This window comes from Nonomuraea sp. B1E8 (genome assembly GCF_039871515.1).
Taxonomy (GTDB): Bacteria; Actinomycetota; Actinomycetes; order Streptosporangiales; family Streptosporangiaceae; genus Nonomuraea.
In genome coordinates, this window is sequence record NZ_JBDPLS010000002.1 from 609,913 (window position 1) to 630,933 (window position 21,021).

15 protein-coding genes are annotated in these 21,021 nt (G+C 72.6%); 11 read left to right on the forward strand and 4 right to left on the reverse strand.

The genetic code is table 11. The annotated features are described in order from the left end of the window. Nucleotides 1–80: 80 nt before the first annotated feature. Entirely contained in the window at nt 81–557 is a 477-nt protein-coding gene (locus tag ABGA98_RS11850; protein WP_347618263.1) for a hypothetical protein, read from the forward strand. 108 nt (nt 558–665) lie between these two features. Then, the gene (glnII, locus tag ABGA98_RS11855) at nt 666–1,685 is read left to right on the forward strand and encodes a glutamine synthetase (RefSeq protein WP_347618264.1); all 1,020 of its coding nucleotides are present in this window, start codon (nt 666–668) and stop codon (nt 1,683–1,685) included. 52 nt (nt 1,686–1,737) lie between these two features. On the opposite strand, the gene ABGA98_RS11860 is transcribed toward glnII, so the two are convergent. The 3 genes from ABGA98_RS11860 to ABGA98_RS11870 all read right to left on the reverse strand — a co-directional run bounded on the left by ABGA98_RS11860 (nt 1,738) and on the right by ABGA98_RS11870 (nt 4,910). Beyond that, nucleotides 1,738–3,276, reverse strand: a complete 1,539-nt coding sequence (locus ABGA98_RS11860; RefSeq protein WP_347618265.1) for an aldehyde dehydrogenase family protein — start codon at nt 3,274–3,276, stop codon at nt 1,738–1,740. 70 nt (nt 3,277–3,346) lie between these two features. After that, nucleotides 3,347–4,225, reverse strand: a complete 879-nt coding sequence (locus ABGA98_RS11865) for an aminoglycoside phosphotransferase family protein (protein ID WP_347618266.1) — start codon at nt 4,223–4,225, stop codon at nt 3,347–3,349. Between the two features lie 139 nt (nt 4,226–4,364). After that, nucleotides 4,365–4,910 carry a cupin domain-containing protein gene (locus tag ABGA98_RS11870; protein WP_347618267.1) on the reverse strand — a complete coding sequence of 182 codons (546 nt, stop codon included), beginning with the start codon at nt 4,908–4,910 and terminating at the stop codon, nt 4,365–4,367. Nucleotides 4,911–5,091: 181 nt separating this feature from the next. Here ABGA98_RS11870 and ABGA98_RS11875 point away from each other — a divergent pair, with 181 nt between their 5' ends. The 9 genes from ABGA98_RS11875 to ABGA98_RS11915 all read left to right on the forward strand — a co-directional run bounded on the left by ABGA98_RS11875 (nt 5,092) and on the right by ABGA98_RS11915 (nt 19,780). Continuing rightward, on the forward strand, nt 5,092–6,486 hold the full coding sequence (locus tag ABGA98_RS11875; protein ID WP_347618268.1) for an SWIM zinc finger family protein: 1,395 nt from the start codon (nt 5,092–5,094) through the stop codon (nt 6,484–6,486). Continuing rightward, entirely contained in the window at nt 6,483–7,853 is a 1,371-nt protein-coding gene (locus tag ABGA98_RS11880; RefSeq protein ID WP_347618269.1) for a DUF5691 domain-containing protein, read from the forward strand. The genes ABGA98_RS11875 and ABGA98_RS11880 overlap by 4 nt, the downstream gene beginning before the upstream one ends. Continuing rightward, nucleotides 7,850–8,914, forward strand: a complete 1,065-nt coding sequence (locus ABGA98_RS11885; RefSeq protein ID WP_347618270.1) for an AAA family ATPase — start codon at nt 7,850–7,852, stop codon at nt 8,912–8,914. The genes ABGA98_RS11880 and ABGA98_RS11885 overlap by 4 nt, the downstream gene beginning before the upstream one ends. Next, nucleotides 8,911–11,250 carry a DUF5682 family protein gene (locus ABGA98_RS11890; RefSeq protein WP_347618271.1) on the forward strand — a complete coding sequence of 780 codons (2,340 nt, stop codon included), beginning with the start codon at nt 8,911–8,913 and terminating at the stop codon, nt 11,248–11,250. The genes ABGA98_RS11885 and ABGA98_RS11890 overlap by 4 nt, the downstream gene beginning before the upstream one ends. 200 nt (nt 11,251–11,450) lie before the next feature. Next, the gene (locus ABGA98_RS11895) at nt 11,451–12,611 is read left to right on the forward strand and encodes a VWA domain-containing protein (RefSeq protein WP_347618348.1); all 1,161 of its coding nucleotides are present in this window, start codon (nt 11,451–11,453) and stop codon (nt 12,609–12,611) included. Nucleotides 12,612–12,752: 141 nt separating this feature from the next. After that, nucleotides 12,753–14,138, forward strand: a complete 1,386-nt coding sequence (locus tag ABGA98_RS11900; RefSeq protein ID WP_347618272.1) for an MFS transporter — start codon at nt 12,753–12,755, stop codon at nt 14,136–14,138. A gap of 94 nt (nt 14,139–14,232) precedes the next feature. Further along, entirely contained in the window at nt 14,233–15,237 is a 1,005-nt protein-coding gene (locus tag ABGA98_RS11905) for an enolase C-terminal domain-like protein (protein ID WP_347618273.1), read from the forward strand. Nucleotides 15,238–15,398: 161 nt separating this feature from the next. Continuing rightward, nucleotides 15,399–17,723: a LuxR C-terminal-related transcriptional regulator gene (locus ABGA98_RS11910; RefSeq protein WP_347618274.1), complete on the forward strand. Its 2,325-nt coding sequence runs from the start codon at nt 15,399–15,401 to the stop codon at nt 17,721–17,723. Continuing rightward, nucleotides 17,720–19,780 carry an NB-ARC domain-containing protein gene (locus tag ABGA98_RS11915; RefSeq protein WP_347618275.1) on the forward strand — a complete coding sequence of 687 codons (2,061 nt, stop codon included), beginning with the start codon at nt 17,720–17,722 and terminating at the stop codon, nt 19,778–19,780. The genes ABGA98_RS11910 and ABGA98_RS11915 overlap by 4 nt, the downstream gene beginning before the upstream one ends. A 15-nt stretch (nt 19,781–19,795) precedes the next feature. On the opposite strand, the gene ABGA98_RS11920 is transcribed toward ABGA98_RS11915, so the two are convergent. Next, nucleotides 19,796–20,932 (reverse strand): ROK family transcriptional regulator, encoded by a 1,137-nt coding sequence (locus tag ABGA98_RS11920; RefSeq protein ID WP_347618276.1) that lies wholly within the window; start codon nt 20,930–20,932, stop codon nt 19,796–19,798. Nucleotides 20,933–21,021 lie beyond the last annotated feature (89 nt).

Sequence of the window (21,021 nt, forward strand, 5' to 3'; positions counted from 1 at the left end):
GGCGGGGGTAAGCCTCGGCGCCCGCGGGGGTGTCCTGGGCGGGCGTCGAACCCGCGGGGGCCGGGCGACGTCTGAGAAGTGTGCATCGAATCGCCCTCATCGCCGCCCTGTTCGCCGTCGCGCCGGCCGCATGCTCGGAGGGGACGCCGTGCACGCTGATCGGCACCCCCGTCGGCGTGTCGGTGATGGTCAGGGCGCCGGTCGCCGCCCAGGCGGACACCGCTGAGATGGAGGTGTGCTGGGACGGCGCCTGCCGGCAGGCCAGGGCCGAGCTGCGTACGGTCCGGCGGGCCGGGGAGGAGACCTGCGACGGTGACACCTGTTCGGTGACCGCGGTCCCGACCGCGGACAAGAGCGGTTTCGGCACCGTCGAGGGGTTGCCGAAACGGCCGGTGGAGGTACGGCTGACGCTCAAGGGAGCGGGCTCCGAGCCGGTGGCCGAGCACACTGTCACGGTCACCCCGAAGGGGCGCTTCCCCAACGGGCCCGGCTGCGGGGAGGGCGGCCCGAATGTCGTGCTCACCGTCGAGGCCGACGGCACCGTACGGGAGAGCTGACCCGCGGCATGAGTGGTGCTGATTAACACGGCGTTCACATACGGGCAAAAATCGGGAAACGGTCGTCCGTAAGACTCGGCGTGGCTGAAAGAACCCGAAAGGACCGCCGTGAGCTACAAGGCTGAGTACATCTGGATCGACGGCACCGAGCCCACGGCTCTGCTGCGCTCGAAGACGAAGATCGTGGCCGACGGGGTCGAGCCTCCGGTCTGGGGCTTCGACGGCTCCAGCACGAACCAGGCCGTGGGCCACGCGTCCGACCGCGTGCTCCGCCCGGTGTTCACCTGCCCCGACCCGATGCGCGGCGGCGACAACGTCCTCGTGTTGTGCGAGGTCGAGGAGACCGACGGCGAGCCCCACCCGAGCAACACCCGCGCCCTGCTCCGCCCGGTCGCCGAGCAGTACGCCGAGCAGGACTCCTGGTTCGGCATCGAGCAGGAGTACACGTTCTTCAAGGGCAGCCGTCCGCTCGGCTTCCCCGAGGGCGGCTTCCCCGCGCCGCAGGGGCACTACTACTGCGGTGTCGGCGCCGAGGCCGTGTTCGGCCGCGAGATCGTCGAGCTCCACCTCGACCGCTGCCTCGCCGCCGGCCTGAAGATCTCCGGCATCAACGCCGAGGTCATGCCGGGCCAGTGGGAGTTCCAGGTCGGCCCGGCCGGTCCTCTCGAGGTCGCCGACCACCTGTGGGTCGCCCGTTACCTGCTCTACCGGACGGCCGAGGAGTTCGGGGTGGAGGCCACGCTCGACGCCAAGCCCGCCCGCGGCGACTGGAACGGCGCCGGCGCGCACACCAACTTCTCCACCCGCGCCATGCGCGAGGGCTACGACGCCATCATCACCGCCTGCGAGTCGCTCGGCGAGGGTGACAAGCCGATGGAGCACGTCTCCCAGTACGGCGCCGACATCGAGTTGCGCCTGACCGGCCACCACGAGACCGCCCCGTGGAACAAGTACACCTACGGCGTCTCCGACCGCGGCGCCTCCGTCCGCATCCCGTGGCAGGTCGAGGTGGACAAGAAGGGCTACATCGAGGACCGCCGCCCCAACGCCAACGTCGACCCGTACGTGGTCGCCCGCCTGCTGGTGGGCACCTGCTGCGCCGCGCTGGAGAAGGCCGGCCAGGTCTGACGACGGCACCGCGTCTTCCGGGGGCTCCTCGCCGAGGAGCCCCCGCCGGCTTTCACGGGAGGCGGAAGTCCAGGTCCGGCTCGATCTCCGCGACGTCCATCTGCGCCTTCTGCAGCCGGCCCGAATGATCCCAGTTCATGGACTGCCAGCGGGTGAACTGGTCGAGCACCCACATGCCCGACTGGCGGCTGCCGTTGCCGGACTTGCCGTTGCCGCCGAACGGCAGGTGCGCCTCGGCGCCGGACGTCGAGTTGTTGACGCTGACCATGCCGGCCGAGATGCCCTCGCGGAAGCGGAAGGCGTGCCTGGCGTTCGTGGTGTAGATGGAGCTCGACAGGCCGTAGCCGGGCAGGTTGGCCAGCTCGATGGCCTCGTCGAGGGTGGCGAACGAGGTCACGCCCACGATCGGGCCGAACGTCTCCTCCAGGAACAGCCGGTCGCCCGGCTGGACGCCGTCGACGATGACCGGGTGGTAGTAGAGGCCCTCGCCGCCGTCGAAGTCGCCGCGCGGGTTGTCCTCCGTGATCCGCCCGACATTTCCTGACACGACCTTGTGGTGCGGCTGGAGCCAGGTCAGGAACTCCTCGTACCGGTCGGCGAACTTCTGGTCGAGCAGCGGGCCCGCCAGCACGTCGCCCGCCGGGTCGCCGATGTCGGCCGCGCGCAGCGCCCGCGCGAACCGCTCGACGAACTCGTCGTGCACGCTCTCGTGCACGATGACCGTGCCGAGGCTGGTGCAGCGCTGCCCCGCCGTGCCGAACCCGGAGAACAGCGCCCCCTCCACGGCCAGGTCCAGGTCCGCGTCCGGCATGATCACCATCGGGTTCTTGCCGCCCAGTTCCAGGCAGGCCGACTGCAGGTGACGCCCCGCCAGCTCGCCGACCTTCCTGCCCACCTCGCTGGAGCCGGTGAAGCCGACCTTCTGCACGGTGCCCTCGCCGAGGGCCAGCTCCAGGCCGTCGAAGGTGTCGGCGCCGCCGGCGAACACGATGTTCAAAACCCCGTCGGGCAGCCCGGAGGCCGTGAACAGCCGGAACATGGCCTCCGCGGACGCGGCGGCGTACTCGGCGGGCTTCCAGACGACGGCGTTGCCGCAGAGCAGGGCCGGCACCAGATACCACGAGGGCACGGCGACCGGGAAGTTGCCCGCGGTGACGACCGCCGCCACGCCGATCGGGTTGCGGAACGTGAACAGGTTCTTGTCCGGCATCTCCGACGGGACCGTCTGGCCGTACAGCCTGCGCCCTTCGCCGAGGAAGAAGTCGCAGGTGTCGACGATCTCCCGGACCTCGCCCAGCGCCTCGGCGTACGGCTTGCCGATCTCCTCCGTCACCAGCCGGGCCAGCCGCTCGGCGTTGGCCTCCACCAGCCGCCCGATGGAGGCGATCACCCGGCCGCGTACGGGAGCGGGCACCCTGGCCCACTCGCGCTGGGCCTCCTTGGCGGTACGGCAGGCGGCGGCGAACGTGCCCGCGTCGGCCAGCCCGACCCGGGCCACGACCTCGCCCGTGCGGGCGGGGTTCAGCGATGTGTACGTGCCGGCGACGGCGGCTTCCTTGCCACCCACCACGGAAACGATCTGACGGCTCACCGGTGCCCTCCTCATAGTTCCTCCGGACAGACAATCATCTCGCCGGAAAAAACCCAAGAAAACCGCGTCGTCAGCCGGTCAGCACGGCGTCGATCACATGCCGCGCGTTGGCGGCGATCGACGGATTGCTGTGACGGTAGTAGGGGAGCTGGATCAGGGCCATGGACAGCGCCCAGCCGCGCCCGCGGGCCCAGGCCGCGTCGTCGGCGCCGAGCGCGTCGCGGAAAGTCCGCCGGGCGGAGGGCGGCAGCAGGTTCCAGGCCGGGATCAGGTCGCAGGCGGGATCGCCCACGCCCGCGGTCGCGAAGTCGATCACGGCGGCGAGCCGGCCGTCCTCGACCAGCAGGTTGGCCGGCATCAGGTCGGAGTGCGCCCACACGGGAGGGCCCTCCCACTCGGGGGCCCGCAGCGCCTCCTCCCACGCCGCCGTCGCGGCGGCGGTGTCGATCAGCCCTTCCAGTTCGCCGATCGCGGCCCGCGTCCCGGCGTCCACCGTCGACAGCGGCCCCGCCCGGTAGGCGACCGGCCCGCCCGGCAGATCGATGCGCTGGAACGCGGCGACGAACCGCGCCAGATCCTCGGCCAGCGACCCGGCGTCGGAGAGGTGGGCCGGGTCGGGGTTGGCGCCGTCGAGCCAGCGGTAGACGTACCACGGCCAGGGGAAATCCTCGGCGGGCTCGCCCAGGCCGAGCACCGTGGGGACGGCGGCGGGCAGCAGCGGGGCGAGCCGCGGCAGCCAGTGGTGCTCCTTCGTCACGTCGTCGGCGCCCCACGCGACGCGCGGCAGGCGTACGGCCAGGTCGTCACCGAGCCGGAAGATCGCGTTGACCGTGCCGCCCGAGGGGAACGGCTCGACCGGCAGGCCCGCCCACTGCGGGAACCGGCCGGCCACCAACCGGCGGACGAGCCCGGCGTCGATGTCGAGCTCTTCGTCATGCATCCTGCCCATGGGCACCCTTCTTCGTCCGGACCGGGCCCATGTCAGCGTTCTCCGGCGCCGCCCGTCAACCGGTTTTGCTCGCAGGACGGGCTTCGCGATCCGGCACGGCAGCCCACACTCGTGAGGACCGCGCCCAGGGTCGGCGCGATCAGGCGGTGAAGTCGGCGAAGTCGAAGCCTGGCGAGACGATGCAGCTCACCAGCACCGGTTCGTCGCCCACCGGCCTGGCCGACTGCCACACCCCGCCGGGCACGACGGCCTGCGGCACCTGGCCGCGTTCGACGTCAGGCCCGAGCGTGATCGTGTCGTCCCCGACGGTCAGGGTCAGCGGCCCGCCACGATGCCACAGCCAGACCTCGTCCGACCTCACCGCGTGCGGGACAGACTGCTCGCCCGGCTGGAGCAGGAAGTAGATGCCGGTGGCGCTGGCCCGCGGCCCCGGGTAGCCGTCCGGCCGGAACGCAGCCGCCGACCGCCACGTCTCCCTGAACCAGCCGCCTTCGGGGTGGGGGAGCAGGTCGAGGGCCTCGGCGACGGGCGGCCGCTCGACGAACGCCACCGGGGCGCCGGTCACGTCTCTGCGCAGGAAGCGGTTGCCGTCGAGGACGAGCTGCCCGTCGAGCCGGCTGGCCAGCGCCGCGGCCTCGTCAGCCACCTGGACGGACGGGCCGCCGGGGTAGATCCGTAGCTCCACCCGGCCCAGTTTATGGGTACGCCGGACGCATCGCGGTGCCCGATCCGTCCGTTCGGGGTGGGCCCCGGGGGCTGTACGTCGGCCGGGTGGTCTCGGGCGGTCCTGTGCCGGCCGGCCGGCGCTTTCGGTGATCTCCGGGACTCGGGGCGAAATGTCGGTCGGGCTGGCTAGTCTGCGGCAGGTGATCGAACGGTGGAGCCGTGACCAGGTGCTCGCTCTCGCCCCCGACGCCTCCTCCCAGAAGGCGGCCCAGGGGCTGGCGACGCCCGGGAAATGGTCGTTGCGCGGCACGGCGGGCACGATGCTGTACGGCGAGTGCAAGGGCAGCGGGGCCAAGCCCTACCTGGCCTGTGTCGATCTCACCGAGCCCGCCTACCGATGCAGCTGCCCGAGCCGCAAGTTCCCGTGCAAGCACACGCTCGGCTTGCTGCTCCTGTGGTCCGCCGACGGTGTTCCCGCCCAGGAGGCGGCGCCGCAGTGGGTGACCGAGTGGGTGAAGGCACGCGCCGAGCGGGCGGCCAGGATCGAGGCCGCCCGCCGGCCGGGTGACGGTGCCGTGCGATCAGGTGACGGGGATGGGGTGTCCGGAGGATCCCATGGTGCACAACCCACTGGGGAGGAGACGTCCGGGCGAGGGCGTGGCGGGGAGTCCGTACGCCACGGGCGGGTCGCGTCAGGGCTGGCGGAGCTGGAGCGGTGGCTGTCCGACCAGGTGCGGCAGGGGCTGGCGGGAGCCGCGGAGCACGACTGGGAGGGTCTGGCCAAGCGGCTCGTCGACGCCCAGGCGCCCGGAGTGGCGGGCATGGTCTCCAGGCTGGGCCGGGTCCGTTCCGAGGAGGGCTGGCCGGGGCGGCTGCTGGAGGAATACGCGCTGCTCAACCTGCTGGCCGTCGCCTACCGTCTGCGGGCCGGGCTGCCCCCGGCGCTGGGGCAGACCGTGCTGATCCGCACCGGGTTCCCCGTTACCAGGGAAGAGGTGCTGGCGAGACCCGCCGTACGGGATCACTGGGACGTTCTCGGCGGACGTGACGAGGTGCAGGATCGGCTGACGGCGCGCAAGGTCTGGTTGCGCGGCAGGCGCACGGGGCGGCCCGCGCTGGTCCTCTCGTTCGCTCCGCAGGGCCAGTCGCTCGACGCCTCCCTGGTCACGGGCACCACGATCGATGCCGACCTCACCTACTACCCGGGTGCCGCCCCGCTTCGGGCCCTCGTCGCCGCCCGCCGCGGCACCGTCCCATCGCCCGAGCCCTCAGACCGCTCCGAGACGGTGCCAGGACCGCCTGCCCTGCCCGACTTCTCCGGTCCGCCGGGAGTGTCGCCGGAAGAGGCGCTGGACGAGGTGGCCAGGGCGCTGGCGGGGGATCCCTGGACGGAGTCGTGGCCGCTCGTCCTCACCGGCGTGGTGCCCGGGCGAACCCGGCTGGGCGGCCTGCCGCTGCACCTCAAGGCCCGTGATCCCTGGCGGCTCATCGCCGTTTCGGGCGGACGCCCGGTCACGGTGGCCGTCGAGTGGACGCCCCAGGGCCTGCGGCCGCTGACCACGTGGGACGGTGACGGAAGGGCGGTGATCCTGTGACGGGCTGGGAGGAGCTGGCGTCGGCGGCTCTCGTGGGCACCGACCGCAGACCGTACACCGGAGATCTGCTCGCGAGCGCCGCCGTGGAGGTGGCGCGGCGGCGGGCGGGCCGGCCGCTCGGAGAGGTCGTGGAGCAGGAGCGGGCGCCTGACGAGGAGCGGCCGGCCGTCGGCAGGCGTGCGGCCGAGCGGCTGATGAGGATTCTGGGCGGCGAGCAGGAGCGGCTGCTGGCGGAGTGGCTGGCCGCGGCCGCCGCGACCGGCCGCAGGGTGCCCCCGTACGCGCTGCCCGAGTTGCTCGAACGCGGCCGGCGTGACCGTTCGATCAGAGTGCACCTGGGCGTTCTCGCCGGGCAGCGCGGCCGCTGGCTGGCCGGCCTCAATCCCGCCTGGGCCTACCTCCTGGAGGAGCCCACCGGCGAGACCTGGGAGCTGGGCTCCGCCGCCGACCGGCGGGCTCATCTGCGCCGCGTCAGGTCGGACGACCCCGCGCGGGCCCGGCGGCTGCTCGAGAGCACGTGGGAGAGCGAGACGCCGGACGACCGGGCCGAGTTCGCGGAGGTGCTGGCCGACGGGCTGAGCATGGACGACGAGCCGTTCCTCGAGCAGGTGCTCGACGACCGCCGCAGGGAGGTGCGCCAGGCCGCCGCCAACCTGCTCGCCCGGCTCCCCGGGTCGCGCCTGTCGCAGCGCATGGCCGAGCGGGCGCGAGCGTGCGTGACGATCGCCGGCGACGTCATCACCGTCGAAGCCCCCGGGTCCTGCGACAAGGCGATGGAGCGTGACGGCGTCCGGGCCAAGCCGCCCAGGGGCATCGGAGAGCGGGCCTGGTGGCTGCAGCAGATCATCGCCCGCGCCCCGCTGGCGATCTGGGGCCACCCGCCCGCCAGGCTGCTCCGGATGACGATCCCCGACTGGGACGCCGAGGTGAAGACGGCCTGGGTGCGCGCCGCCGTGCTGCAGAAGGAGCCGGAGTGGGCCCGGGCGATGTTCGGCTGGGACCCGATCGCGGACCTTCTCGAATGCCTTCCGCCGAACGAGCAGCAGGAGCTCGCCGCTGATTTCGTGAGAAAGCACGACCTGGACAGTCAGTTGATCATGGTGCTGGGCGGTGTCTCGTCCCACTGGCGCGACGAACTGGCCACGGCCGTGCTCCGCAAGATCGTGAAGGTGGCCACCACGCAACCGTGGAACCTCGGCGAGCTGGTCAAGCTGGCGGGCGAGCACATCGACCCGGCCCTGTTCCCGCTGGCCGAGAGCTACTCGCCCGTGGAGTCCATCCAGCAGGTCGCCGCCCTGCTGCGTTTCCGTGCCGACATGTACAAGGAGCTTTCCGTGAGTGAGACGACGACGAGGGAGGGCTCATGACCGTTCTGCGCCCGCACGCGGAAGACCAGTACTCCGAGGAGCTGGCCCTGCTCGCCAAGGACGACGACCGGCCGAGGCCGCCCGGCTGGAGGTTGTCCCCGTGGGCCGTCACCACCTACCTCCTGGGCGACGGCGAGCGCGTCACCCCGAAATACGTGGGCGCGCGGCGCATCGTCGAGGTGGCCGTCGCCACGCTGGCGACCGACCGCGCGCTGCTGCTGCTCGGGGTGCCCGGCACCGCCAAGACGTGGCTGTCTGAGCACCTCGCCGCGGCCATCAGCGGCGACTCGACGCTGCTCGTGCAGGGCACCGCGGGCACCGCGGAAGAGGCCATCAGGTACGGCTGGAACTACGCGAGGCTGCTGGCCGAGGGCCCGTCGATCGAGGCGCTGACCCCGTCGCCGGTGATGCGCGCGATGGCCGAGGGCCGCGTGGCCCGCGTCGAGGAGCTCACCCGCATGCCGTCCGACGTACAGGACGCCCTCATCACCGTGCTGTCGGAGAAGACGCTGCCGATCCCCGAGCTCAACCGAGAGGTTCAGGCCGAACGCGGCTTCAACGTCATCGCCACCGCCAACGACCGTGACCGGGGCGTCAACGAGTTGTCCAGCGCGCTGCGCCGCCGCTTCAACACGGTGGTGCTGCCCGTGCCCGCCACCGCCGAGGAGGAGGTCGACATCGTCGCCCGCCGCGTCACCCAGCTCGGCGCCTCACTGGAGCTGCCGGAGACGACGACGGGACTGGCGGAGATCCGCCGGGTGGTGACGGTGTTCAGGGAGCTGCGCGCGGGCGTCACCGAAGACGGCCGCACCAAGGTCAAGTCGCCCAGCGGCACCCTGTCCACGGCCGAGGCGATCTCCGTCCTCACCAGCGGCATCGCGCTGGCCGCCCACTTCGGCGACGGCGTGCTGCGCCCGTCCGACGTGGCGGCCGGGATCGTGGGCGCGGTGGTCCAGGAGCCGGTGTCGGACCGGGTGGTGTGGCGCGAATACCTGGAGACCGTCGTACGCGAGCGGCCGGACTGGCGCGACTTCTACCGCGCCTGCCGCGAGGTGTCATGAACCCCCGCCCACCCTCCGGGCCCGCCGACGCGCCGGGCACCGGGCGGGCGGAGGTTGTCGTGCTGGGCGTACGCCACCACGGGCCGGGGTCGGCGCGGGCCGTGCGCGACGAGCTGGAGCGGCTGCGGCCCGACGCGATCCTCATCGAGGGCCCGCCGGAGGCCGACCCGATCGTCTCGCTCGCCCCCGGCATGGAGCCGCCCGTCGCGCTGCTCGCCCACGTGCCGGGACAACCGTCCCGTGCGGCGTTCTGGCCGTTCGCGGTGTTCTCCCCGGAATGGCAGGCCATCGTGTACGGCACGTCCGCCGGCGTCCCGGTGCGCTTCTGCGACCTGCCCGCCGCCCACTCGCTGGCGGGCGACGGCGGGGAGAAGGTGGCCGGGCTGCGGGCCGACCCCATCGGGACGCTGGCCGCGGCCGCCGGATACGACGACCCGGAACGCTGGTGGGAGGACGTCGTCGAGCACCGCGGCGACACGCCCTTCGCCGTGATCGCCGAGGCCATGGCGGCGGTGCGCGAGGGCCACCAGCCGGACGAGCGGGAGGCCCGGCGCGAGGCGTACATGCGCAAGACCCTCCGCGCGGCGATCAAGCAGGGCTACGGGCGGATCGCGGTGATCTGCGGCGCCTGGCACGTGCCCGCGCTGGCGGAGCCCCTGCCCCCGGCCGGCGCGGACAACGCGCTGCTGCGCGGCCTGCCGAAGGTGAAGGCGGAGCTGACGTGGGTGCCGTGGACGTACGGGCGGCTGGCCTCGTGGAGCGGCTACGGCGCGGGCATCTCGTCGCCCGGCTGGTACCACCACCTGTTCGACGCGCCTGACCGGCCCGTGGAGCGGTGGCTGGCCGGGGCCGCGGGGGTGCTGCGCGACGAGGGCCTGCCGGTGTCGTCCGCGCACGTCATCGAGTCCGTACGCCTCGCGCACGGTCTCGCGGCCCTGCGTGGCAGGCCGCTGGCCGGGCTCGGCGAGGTCACCGAGGCGGCCAGGGCCGTGCTGTGCGAGGGCGACGACCTGGCCGTGGAGCTGATCCAGCGGCGCATGGTCGTCGGCGACCGGCTCGGCCACGTCAGCGACGGCACGCCGATGGTGCCGATCCAGCGCGACCTGCGCGAGCAGCGGCGGCGGCTCAGGCTCAAACCAGAGGCGCCCGACCGGGAGATCGACCTCGACCTGCGCAAGCCGCTCGACCTCGACCGCAGCCACCTGCTGCACCGCCTGCGCCTGCTCGGCGTCGACTGGGGGACGCCGGGGCAGGCGCGGGGGAAGGGCACGTTCAGGGAGACCTGGACGCTGCGGTGGCGGCCGGAGCACGACCTGGCGCTCATCGAACACGCCGCCCTCGGCACCACCGTCGAGGCCGCCGCCACCCAGCGGGCCACGGGCCTTGCGGCGGCGGAGCCGGTGGCGCTGGCGGATCTGACGTCGCTGGTCGAGCAGTGCCTGCTGGCCGAACTACCGGAGGCGCTGCCCGAGGTGCTGGCGGCGCTGTCGGCCAAGGCGGCCCTGGACACCGAGGTCACGCATCTCATGGCGGCGCTGCCCGCGATGGTCCGGGCCCACCGCTACGGCGACGTGCGCGGCACCCCGGCGGAGGGGCTGGCGGCGATCGTACGGTCGATGCTGGACCGGATCTGCGTCGGGTTGCCGGTGGCGGTCACGGGGCTTGACGACGAGGCGGCGGCGGGGCTGCTCAAGCACGTGGACGGCGTTCACTCGGCCGTCGCCCTCCTCGACGAGCCGCCCGGTCCCGCCCCCGCCGGGCCGACGTCCGAGCCCGGCGCTCAGGGCGAGGGAAACGGGACGGATGCGGGAGGCGTGCCGCGTCCAGGAGGAGCGAGGTCCGGCGAGGGTGCGGGCGAGGAGCCGGTGTCGCCGAGGAGGCAGTGGCTGGGCACACTGCGGGGCATCAGCGACAGGCAGGATCTGCACGGGCTGATCGAGGGCCGGCTCACCCGGATCCTGCTCGACTGCGGAGGGCTTGACGACGCCGGCGACCGTATGTCCAGGGCCATGTCGCGGGGCCAGCCGCCGGCGCGGGCGGCGGCGTGGGTCGAGGGGTTCCTGGCCGGGGGAGGGCTGCTGCTGGTGCACGATCCGCGGCTGCTCGGCCTCGTGGACGGCTGGCTCACCGGGCTGTCCTCCGACCAGTTCACCGACGTGCTGCCGCTGCTGCGCCGTACGTTCGGCACGTTCGCCGCGCCGGAGCGGCGGGCGGTCGGCGAGCGGCTGCGCTCGGCCGGTGGTGAGGCGGGAGAGCGGGCGCAGGCCGTCGACGAACGCCGCGCCGCGCCCGCCGTCGCGACCGTGCTCTCCATTCTCGGCACGGCGGGCCGATGAGCGCCCCTGGGCCGGCAGGCCGGCGGGAGCACGGACGGGCCGGTCAACGGATGGCGAAGTCCTGCGGTGGGGTTCGGCGGGCTCGGGTGGTGGGATCCGGCGGTGGGGGTTCCGCGGTGAGGAACGTCGGCCGGGTTCGGCGGTGAAGGGGTGCGGGTGATGAGGGCAGCCTGGGGACGATGGCGTGGGAAGGCGGAGCGATGAGCGCGGCGGACGAGCGGATGCGCCGGTGGCGGCTGGTGCTGGGCGGTGGCGACGCCGACGGGACCGGGTGTGCTCTGGAGGGCGCCGACGCGGGGATGGACGCGGCGCTGGCCGCCGTCTACGAGCCCGTCCGCGAGCAGGGTGGTCGCGGAGGCGGGCTGGGCGCGTCGGCCCCGAGGGTGGCCCGCTGGCTGGGCGACATCCGCACCTATTTCCCCTCGACGGTCGTTCAGGTCATGCAGAAGGACGCGATCGAGAAGCTCAACCTCACCCGGCTGCTCCTCGAACCCGAGATGCTCGAGGCGGTGGAGCCCGACGTGCACCTGGCCGGCACCCTGCTCGCGCTCAACAAGGTCATGCCCGAACGGGCGCGCGAGTCGGCCAGGGCGCTGGTGCGCCGGGTGGTGGCGGAGCTCGAACGCCGGCTCGCGCAGAAGACCAGGGCCGCGGTGACGGGCGCCCTCGACCGCTCGGCCAGGACTCACCGCCCCAGGCGGGTGGCCGACATCGACTGGAACCGTACGATCAGGGTCAACCTCAGAAATTACCTGCCGGAGAGGAACACCGTCGTCCCTTCCCGCCTGGTGGGCCATGCCCGCAGGCAGCGGTCCGTCCAGCGCGAGGTGGTGTTGTGCGTCGACCAGAGCGGTTCGATGGCGGCCTCGGTCGTCTATTCGAGCGTGTTCGGGGCGGTGCTGGCGTCGATGCGGTCGTTGAAGACGTCGCTGGTGGTGTTCGACACGGCGGTGGTGGATCTCACCGACCAGCTGCACGACCCGGTGGAGCTGCTGTTCGGCACGCAGCTCGGCGGCGGCACCGACATCAACAGGGCCGTCGCCTACTGCCAGGGCCTCATCACCAGGCCCGCCAGCTCGATCGTCGTCCTGATCAGCGACCTGTACGAGGGCGGCGTCAGGCAGAAGCTGCTGCGCAGGGTGGCGGCCATGACGCAGGCCGGGGTGCAGGTGATCGTGCTGCTCGCGCTGTCGGACGAGGGCGCGCCGTTCTACGACCATGAGAACGCCGCCGCGCTGGCCGCTATGGGCGTGCCCGCGTTCGCGTGCACGCCTGACGCGTTCCCCGACCTGATGGCGGCGGCGATCGAGCGGCGCGACATCGCCCGGTGGGCGGAGCGCCACGCCGCGGTCAAGGGTTAGGGACCTCGGCCCTGGGGCGCCACCGGCTCGATCTCCTGCTCGACGGGATGGAGGGGCGCATGCCGTGACCGTGCCGTAGGTCCAAGGGCCTAGGGCCGGCGCCCGATGTGCTGACCTGTGGGTTCGCCATAGCTTGCCACCATGACGACAACTGTTGACGGGCCCGCGGCCGCCGCCCCGGTGAGCGTGGTGGCCCCGCCCTATCGAGCGCTCAGCGTGGGGCTGGTCGCGCTGATCATGTTGACGGCCTTCGAGGCGATGGCGGTGGCCACGGCGATGCCGGTCGTGGCCCGCGACCTCGGCGGCATGCACCTGTACAACCTGGCTTTCAGCGCCACGCTGGCGGCCAGTGTGATCGCGACGGTGCTGGGCGGGCGGTGGAGCGACGTACGCGGACCGTTGCCGCCGATCGCCGTCGGCGTGACGAGTTTCGTGGCCGGGCTGCTGCTGGCCGGGTTCGCGCCGACCATGGAGGTGTTCGTCGCGGGCCGGTTCGTGCAGGGCCTTGGGGCGGGTTTGATCCAGGTTGCGCTTTATGTACTGGTTGCCAGGGTCTATCCGAGCGCGATGCATCCCAAGGTGTTCGCCCTGTTCTCCGCCGCCTGGGTGGTGCCCTCAATGGTCGGCCCGGCGATCGCCGGGTTCGTGGTCGAGACCATCGACTGGCGGTGGATCTTCCTCGGCGTCTCCTTGATCGTCGTTCCGGCGGCGTTGCTGCTCTGGCGCGGCACCGCGGGACGTGAGGTGCGGGACGGCGTCGCCGGGCCCGCCCCCGGCCTGGGACGCAAGCTCGTCTGGGCCATGCTGACCGCCGTCTCCGCCGCCCTCATCCAGTACGGCAGCGCGCTCAAGCTCGCCGGCCTGCCCCTGCTGCTCGCCGGGATCGTCCTGCTGGTCGTGGCGCTGCCCCGGCTGCTGCTGCCCGGCTCGCTCAAGGCCGCCCGCGGCCTGCCGACCGCGCCCGTGCTGCGCGGCCTGGCCTTCGGCGCGCTGACCGCGGCCGAGGTGCTCGTCCCGCTCATGCTGATCAGCGAGCGCGGCCTGACCCCGACCGGGGCCGGCATCGTGCTCACCATCGGCGCGCTCGGCTGGTCCGCCGGCTCGTGGATCAAGGGCCGCGGCGCGATCAGCGACATGACCGCCATCCGCGGCGGCGCCGCCATGATCGCCCTGGGCATCTCCCTGGTGACGCTCGTGCTGATCGACTCGGTGCCGATCGCGGTCGCGTACGTGGCCATGGCCACCGCGGGCCTCGGCATCGGCGCGCTGCACCCCACGGTGTCCGTCCTGGTGCTGGAGATGTCCAAGGAGGGGGAGGAGGGCCAGAACAGCGCGGCCGTCGGCGTCGGCGAGTCGGTGTTCACCGTCGTGGCCGTCGCGGTCAGCGGCGCCCTGTTCACGGCCGCCGCCGAGAACTACCTCGCCGGTCTGACCTTCACCATCGTGCTGGCGGTGCTGGCTTTCCTGCTGGCCCCGCGTTTTGCCAAGCCCGCGGTACCAGGCACTATGGAGGGAAGCGCGTCATAGAACGACGAGAAATCTCCCCTTCCGCCCTCCGCTGACCGGGTACGACCCTGGGGCGGCGGCCGGAGGGGCAGGCTCTCGCCGGTGAGGGGGATACATGCCGCGAGTGCGGGAGCTTGAGGTCTTCCGGCTGGCACTGCCGTTCGGCAAGAGGTCGGAGAGCCTGCTCGTGAAGCTCACCGACCACGGCGGCATGAGCGGCTGGGGCGAGGTGACCTCCCCCCAGCCGAAGACCTGGTCGAGGCTGGAGGAGTCGCTGGCGGCCCTGCTGATCGGCGTGGACTGGGAGCATCCCGACACCGTGCCGAGCGGCGACTCCGCGGTCGACATGGCCTGCTGGGACCTGTGGACCAAGATGCGGGGGGTGCCGCTCGCCGAGGCGATCGGCGGCACCCGCACCTCGCTCATGGCGACCGTGCGCATCGCGCCCGACCTGTCCGTCGAGAGCCTCGTGTCCCGGGTCAACCAGCAGGTCTGCGCCGGCTACGGGCACGTCACGCTGGACATCAGGCCCGGATGGGACGTCGAGCCCGTACGCGCGGTGCGGCAGGCGTACCCCGCGCTGACCCTGGCCGTCGACTGCGGCAACGCCTACTCCGACCTCGGCCAGCTCGTCGCGCTCGACTCCTACGGCCTGGAGGTCATCGAGCGGCCCTTCGACGCCGGCGACGTCCAGTCGCACGCCTCGCTGCAGGACCAGGTGGCCGCCTCGGTCGCCGTCGAGGTCGGCTCGATCGCGGGTCTCGACGACTACCTGACGCTGCGCGCGGCGCGGGTCCTGCTGCTGCGGCCCGCCGCGTTCCCGTCGTTGTCGGAGGCCAGGCGGGCGCACGACCGGGCCGCCGCGGCGGGCTGGGACATCCAGTGCGCGGGCGGTCAGGGCGCGGGGCTGGCCCGGGCGGCGACGGTGGCGGTGGCGAGCCTGCCCGGGTGCACGCTGCCGTGCGACGTGACGCAGCCGCCGCGGCAGAACCAGATCGTCACCCCGATCGTGGGCGCGAACGCCGGCGTGATCGCCGTGCCGTACACCCAGTCAGGTCTCGGCCACGACATCGACGAGACCCGCCTGCGCAAGCTGGCGAAGGACTCCTTCCACGCGTGACCGCGACGCAACCCCGGCGAGCCCGCCATCCGGCGACCCTGAGCAGGGGTTTCCCGCCCGCCCGGCGCGCTCGCATGTAACGGCCAGGGCTTAACCTGGGTTAGGGGAGGTCCGACACTGACGGCTCAGCGGCTTGCTGGGCCGCTGGGGTGATCAAGGCCATGGCTGAGTCGAACATCGCGAACGGCTGCCGGTTGCCTGCGGAGCTGAACAGTTTCGTGGGCCGCCGGCATGAGGCGGCCGAGGTGAAACGGCTCCTGTCCGAGTCCAGACTGGTGACGCTCGTCGGCGTGGGAGGAGTCGGCAAGTCCCGGCTGGCCCTGCGTGTGGCGTGCGACGTGCGGCGCGCCTTCCCCGACGGTGTGTGTCTGGTCGAGCTGGCCGCGCTGGAGAGCCCCGAGCTGCTCGCCCAGACGGTCAGCGAGGCCCTGGGAATCCAGGACCGGTCCGTACGCTCCCCGATCGACGTGCTCACCGGCCACCTGCGGGACAAACACCTGCTCGTGGTCCTCGACAACTGCGAGCACCTGCTGGACGACTGCGCGGTCCTGGCGGCCACGCTGATCCGCGCGGCGCCCCGCCTGAGCATTCTTGCGACGAGCAGGCAGGCGCTCGGCGTCATGGGCGAGCTGACGATGCCGGTGCCGCCGCTGGTGGTCCCCGGCCTGGACAACGATCGCCCGTCCACCGCGTCGCTGCGGCAGTCGGACGCGGTGCGGCTGTTCGTCGACCGCGCCCACGCCGTGCTCCCCGGCTTCGAGCTCACCGACGCCAACGGCGACAGTGTGGCGCGGATCTGCCGGCGGCTGGACGGCATCCCGCTCGCGATCGAGCTGGCCGCCGTGTCGCTCAGGGCCATCTCCGTCGACCAGTTGCTGGCCCGGCTGGACGACCGCTTCCGGCTGCTCACCAAGGGCGCGCGGACCGCCATGCCCCGCCAGCGCACGCTGCGGGCGCTGATCGACTGGAGCTACGGGCTCTGCACCGAGCAGGAACAGCTGCTCTGGGCCCGGCTCTCCGTCTTCTCGGGAGGCGTCGACCTGGAGGCGGCCGAGCAGGTGTGCTCCGGCGACGGCATCGAGCCGGACGATATGGTCGAACTGGTGAGCGGCCTCGTCGGCAAGTCGGTGCTGGCCCGCGAGGACCACGGCTCGTCGGTGCGGTACCGGCTGCTGGAGACCATCCGCCAGTACGGCCGCGACCGGCTGCGGGAATCGGGCGGCGAGCAGGAACTGAAGCTCCGGCATCGCGACTGGTGCAGGGACCTGGTGGACCGCGCGCTGCAGGCCTGGTACGGCCCCGACCAGCTGACCTGGTTCGCCCGCCTGCGCGCCGAGCACGGCAACATCCGCGCGGCCCTGGACTTCTGCCTGACGACGCCGGGCGAGGCGGAACCCGGCCTGGACATCGCCACGGCCCTGCGCTTCTACTGGATCGCGTCGGGCTCGTTCCGCGAAGGGCGCAGCTGGCTGGACCGCCTGCTCGCCGTGGACCACGAGCCGAGCGCGGCCCGCGCCCGTGCCCTCGTCGTCGACGCCAGGCTGGCCGTCCTGCAGAGCGACTTCGCGGTGGCGGCGGCCATGCTGGACGAATGCCACAGCCTGGTCGTGCGGCTCGGCGAGGAGTCGATCCTGGCCAGGTCCGCCTATGTCGCCGGCTTCTCGGCCCTGCTCCAGCGTGACCTCGACGGCGCCCTGAGGATGCTCGGCGAGGCGGTGGAGCGCAGCCGCGACGAGGACGACCAGACGGGTGTGGTGAACGCGCTGATCTACCTCGCCACCGCGCACTCGCTCCTCGGCCATTCCGAACAGGCCGTCACGCACTTCAAGGAGTGCCTGGAGATGTGCGAGGCCCGCCAGGAGCACTGGTTCAGGTCGTACACGCTGTGGGTGTTCGGGATCGAGAAGTGGCGGCAGGGGGACACCGCGGAGGCGGTCGGGATGGAGCGCCTGGCCATCCGGCTCAAACAGCCCTTCGACGACCGCCTGGGCATCGCCCTGTGCATCGAGGCCCTGGCGTGGATGGCGGCCGAGGACGAACCCGAGCGCGCCGCCGTCCTGCTCGGGGCCGCGCGGGAGAACTGGCGCTCGTTCGGCGGACCGCTGTTCGGCAACCTGTCCGACTACCACGACGCCTGCGAGGCGTCCACGCGGGAACGCCTCGGCGGACGGCGCTTCGACACCGCCTTCCGCAAGGGCACCGAGCTCGGCTCCACCGCCGGGGTCGCGTACGCCATGGGTGAGGACCCGCGGCCGGGCAGGCAGGCGGCCGATTCGTCGCCGCTCACCCGCAGAGAGACGGAGATCGCCCGGCTCGTCGCCCAGGGGATGAGCAACAAGGCGATCGCCGCCTCGCTGGTGATCGCCCAGCGGACCGCCGAAGGGCATGTCGAGCACATCCTGAACAAGCTCGGGTTCACCTCACGGGCCCAGATCGCCGTCTGGGTCGGCGAGCAGGACCACCGAGACCCGGGGAGTTCCTCATGAAGTCCAACGGCGGTCTGCTGACCGGCGGAGCCTCCTTCGTCGGCCGGAGACGCGAGCTGGCCATGGCCAGGAAGGCGCTGATCCACGGACGGCTGCTCACGTTGACGGGGGCGGGCGGCGTGGGCAAGACCCGTCTGGCCCTCCAGATCGTCGAGCACGTCAAGGGGGCGTTCCGCGACGGTGTCGGGGTGGTCGAGCTGGGCACGCTGGAGACCGGCGAGCTGCTGGAGCCGGCCGTCGCCTCGGCGCTCGGGTTGCGCGACGCGGGCCCCGACCCGATGAACGTGCTGGTGGACCACATGTCCGGCAAGCGGATGTTGCTCGTCCTGGACAGCTGCGAGCACCTGTGCACGATCTGCGCCCGCTTCGTCACCCGGCTGCTGCGGGTCGCTCCCCGGCTGCGCATCCTCGTGACCAGCAGGCAGACGCTGGGCGTCTACGGCGAGCAGGTGCTGACCGTGCGGCCGCTGGGCGTGCCCGACCCGGGGCGGCCCCTCGGGGAGATCGCCCGCCACGACTCCGTCCGCCTGCTCGAGGACCGCATGGCGGACGTCCTGCCCGGCTTCTCCCTCGCCGCGGACAACGCGTGTCGCGTGGCCCGGCTGGCCCAGCGCCTGGAGGGGGTGCCGCTGGCGATCGAGCTGGCCGTGGCCAGGCTCCGCACGATGTCGCTCGACCAGCTGATACGCGACCTGGACAAGCCGATCGACGTGCTGGAGGACGACACCTGCGCCACGCTGCCGCGCCACCACTCGGTGCGCGCGACCACGGAATGGAGCTTCGGGCTGTGCTCGGCGGCCGAGCAGCGGCTGTGGGCCCGGCTGTCGATGTTCCCCGCCGGGGCCGACCTGGACACCGCCGAGTCGGTGTGCTCCGGCGACGGGATCGACGCCGCCGACGTGCTCGACCTGCTGGCCGGGCTGGTGGACAAGTCGGTGCTGTGCTGCGAGCGCAGGGAGCGCGGGCTCAGGTACCGCATGCTGGAGAGCCTGCGCGCGTACGGCTGCGAGCGGCTGGCGCCCTCCGAGAAGAACCGGCTGCGCGAGCGCTACGTCGATCATTACCGGCGGCTGGTGGAGGGCAGCCAGATCGACCGGATGGTGCCCGACCAGCTCGAACGCTACCGGCGGCTGCAGGTCGAGCTGCCCAACGTGCGGGTCGCCCTCGAAGCGTGCCTGAGCACGCCGGAGCTGACGCGCGTGGGGCTGGACACCGCCTCGGCGTTGTGGTGCTACTGGCTGCTGGCCGGATCGCTCATCGAGGGGAGATACTGGCTCGAACGCGGCCTGTACCTGGTGCGGGAGCCCGGCAGGACCCGCGCGACGGCGCTCTGGGTGGACAGCATGCTCGCCCTGCGCCAGGGCGACCTCGTGATGGCGCTGCCCAGGCTGGGGGAGTGCCTCGACCTGGCCCGCCGCCCCGGCAACGAGGCCGTCCTGCCGTACGCCATCAGGACCGCCGGCGTCGCGGCGTTCTCCAGCGGAGACCCCGAGCGCGGGCTCTCGCTGCTGCAGGAGTCGCTGGCCCTGCACCGCGCGGAGGAGAACCTCGACGGCGTCATGCTCAACCTCTACTACGCCTCCGCGTACGGCTCCGTCGGCCACCCGGGACGCGCCGCCGAGTTCGGCGAGGAACTGCTCGCGCTCTGCGAGAAGCACCACGCCCGCGTCTCCCGCGCGTACGCCCAGCTGGCGCTCGGCGTCGCCCGCTGGAACCTGGGCGACTGCCGCCGGGCAGAGGCGCTGGTGACGTCGGCGGCCCTGTTCACCGGGGAGGTCAACGACCGCTGGTGCCTCACCCAGTGCCTGGAGGTGCTGGCGTGGATCGCGGGTGCCCGCGAGGAGCACCGGCGGGCCGCCGAACTGATGGGCGCGGCCCACGCTCTGTGGCAGGCGATGGGGGCCGCGCCCGAACGGCTGTGGTATCACGCGGCATGGCACGAGCAGTGCAGGGAGCAGGCGCGCCGCGCGCTGGGCGGGAGGGCGTTCGCGACGGCCTTCCGCCAGGGGGCGCGGCTCGGCCAGGACCGCGCCGTGACCTACGCCGTCGCGGGCTGAAGCCCAGGTGACACGTCAGGTCAGCGCGGCCTCCAGGAGCAGGGCGCCGGCGCCGAGGAGCGCGGCGTCGCGGCCGGCCCGCGCCGGCACCACCTCCAGGTCCCTGGTGGCCAGGGGGAGGCAGCGTTCCCAGACGGCCGCCCGGATCGACGTGATCAGCGGCTCGGCCGCCGACAGGCTGCCGCCCACCGCCACCACGTCCGGGTTGAAGAAGTTCACCAGCACGGTGAGGACCTCGCCGATCCGCCGGCCGGCGTTGCGCACCAGGCTGGTCGCCTCGGGGATCGCGTCGTTGACCAGGCCCACGATGTCGCCGGTGCGGGTCACCGGGATCCCGGCCTCTGACAGGGCGGCCATCAGGGCGGCGCCGCTGGCGTAGGCCTCCAGGCAGTCGGGATGGCCGCAGGCGCAGATGACGGACGAGTCCGAGCGGACGCGGACGTGGCTGATGTCGCCGGCCGCGCCCCGGCCCCTGTGCAGGCGGCCGTTCACGACGACGCCGCAGCCGATGCCCGTGCCGGCCTTGACGACCATGAGGTTACGGCGGTCCGGCCAGCATCGTGTCTCGCCCGCGGCCATCAGGTTGGCGTCGTTCTCGACCAGGATCGGCAGGTCGTAGCGGGTGGCCAGGTGCTCGGCCACGGGGAAGTCGTTCCAGCCGGGCATGCGCGAGGGCGTCACGACCCGCAGGGTGAGCGGGTCCACGGGGCCGGGGATGCCGGTGCCGATCCCGCGCAGCGGCACCGCCGCGGGCACGTGTTCGGCCAGCAGCGTGTCGAACGCGTCGGCGATGCGGTCGAGCGTGGCCCTGGGGCCGTCGGCGATCTCGCAGGGCCGTTCCTCGATCACGATCGGGGCGCCGCTGAGGTCGAGCAGGCCGAGGCGTACGTGGTGGGCGCCCAGATCGGCGACCGCGAGCACGCCCGCCGTGTCCGACAGGCGCAGCAGCCGGGGCCGCCGCCCGCCGCGCGACGTGCCGGAGCCCTCCTCGGCCAGCAGGCCGGCGTCGAGGAGCTCTTCGACGCGCAGCGACACGCTCGACGCGGCCAGGCCGGATAAACGCGCCAGGTCCGCGCGTGACTCGGCTTTGCCGGTGGCGACGAGTCGCAGCAGGTCACCCTGTGCCCCCTGCACGGGCAGCCGCTGGTTCATGTGAAAATACCTACCATGCGTTGACTTCAGACGACAACGTATTGACTTGGTACGAAATCTCCCACTACGGTCCGGCTTATCTTCGATAT

Excerpts from the sequence above, each read along its gene's own strand:
- ABGA98_RS11865 (WP_347618266.1), bottom strand. The coding sequence starts at position 4,225 with ATGGGCAGGATGCATGACGAAGAGCTCGACATCGACGCCGGGCTCGTC.
- ABGA98_RS11885 (WP_347618270.1), top strand. The coding sequence starts at position 7,850 with ATGACCGTTCTGCGCCCGCACGCGGAAGACCAGTACTCCGAGGAGCTG.
- ABGA98_RS11890 (WP_347618271.1), top strand. The coding sequence starts at position 8,911 with ATGAACCCCCGCCCACCCTCCGGGCCCGCCGACGCGCCGGGCACCGGG.
- ABGA98_RS11895 (WP_347618348.1), top strand. The coding sequence starts at position 11,451 with ATGAGCGCGGCGGACGAGCGGATGCGCCGGTGGCGGCTGGTGCTGGGC.
- ABGA98_RS11900 (WP_347618272.1), top strand. The coding sequence starts at position 12,753 with ATGACGACAACTGTTGACGGGCCCGCGGCCGCCGCCCCGGTGAGCGTG.
- ABGA98_RS11905 (WP_347618273.1), top strand. The coding sequence starts at position 14,233 with ATGCCGCGAGTGCGGGAGCTTGAGGTCTTCCGGCTGGCACTGCCGTTC.
- ABGA98_RS11910 (WP_347618274.1), top strand. The coding sequence starts at position 15,399 with ATGGCTGAGTCGAACATCGCGAACGGCTGCCGGTTGCCTGCGGAGCTG.
- ABGA98_RS11915 (WP_347618275.1), top strand. The coding sequence starts at position 17,720 with ATGAAGTCCAACGGCGGTCTGCTGACCGGCGGAGCCTCCTTCGTCGGC.
- ABGA98_RS11920 (WP_347618276.1), bottom strand. The coding sequence starts at position 20,932 with ATGAACCAGCGGCTGCCCGTGCAGGGGGCACAGGGTGACCTGCTGCGA.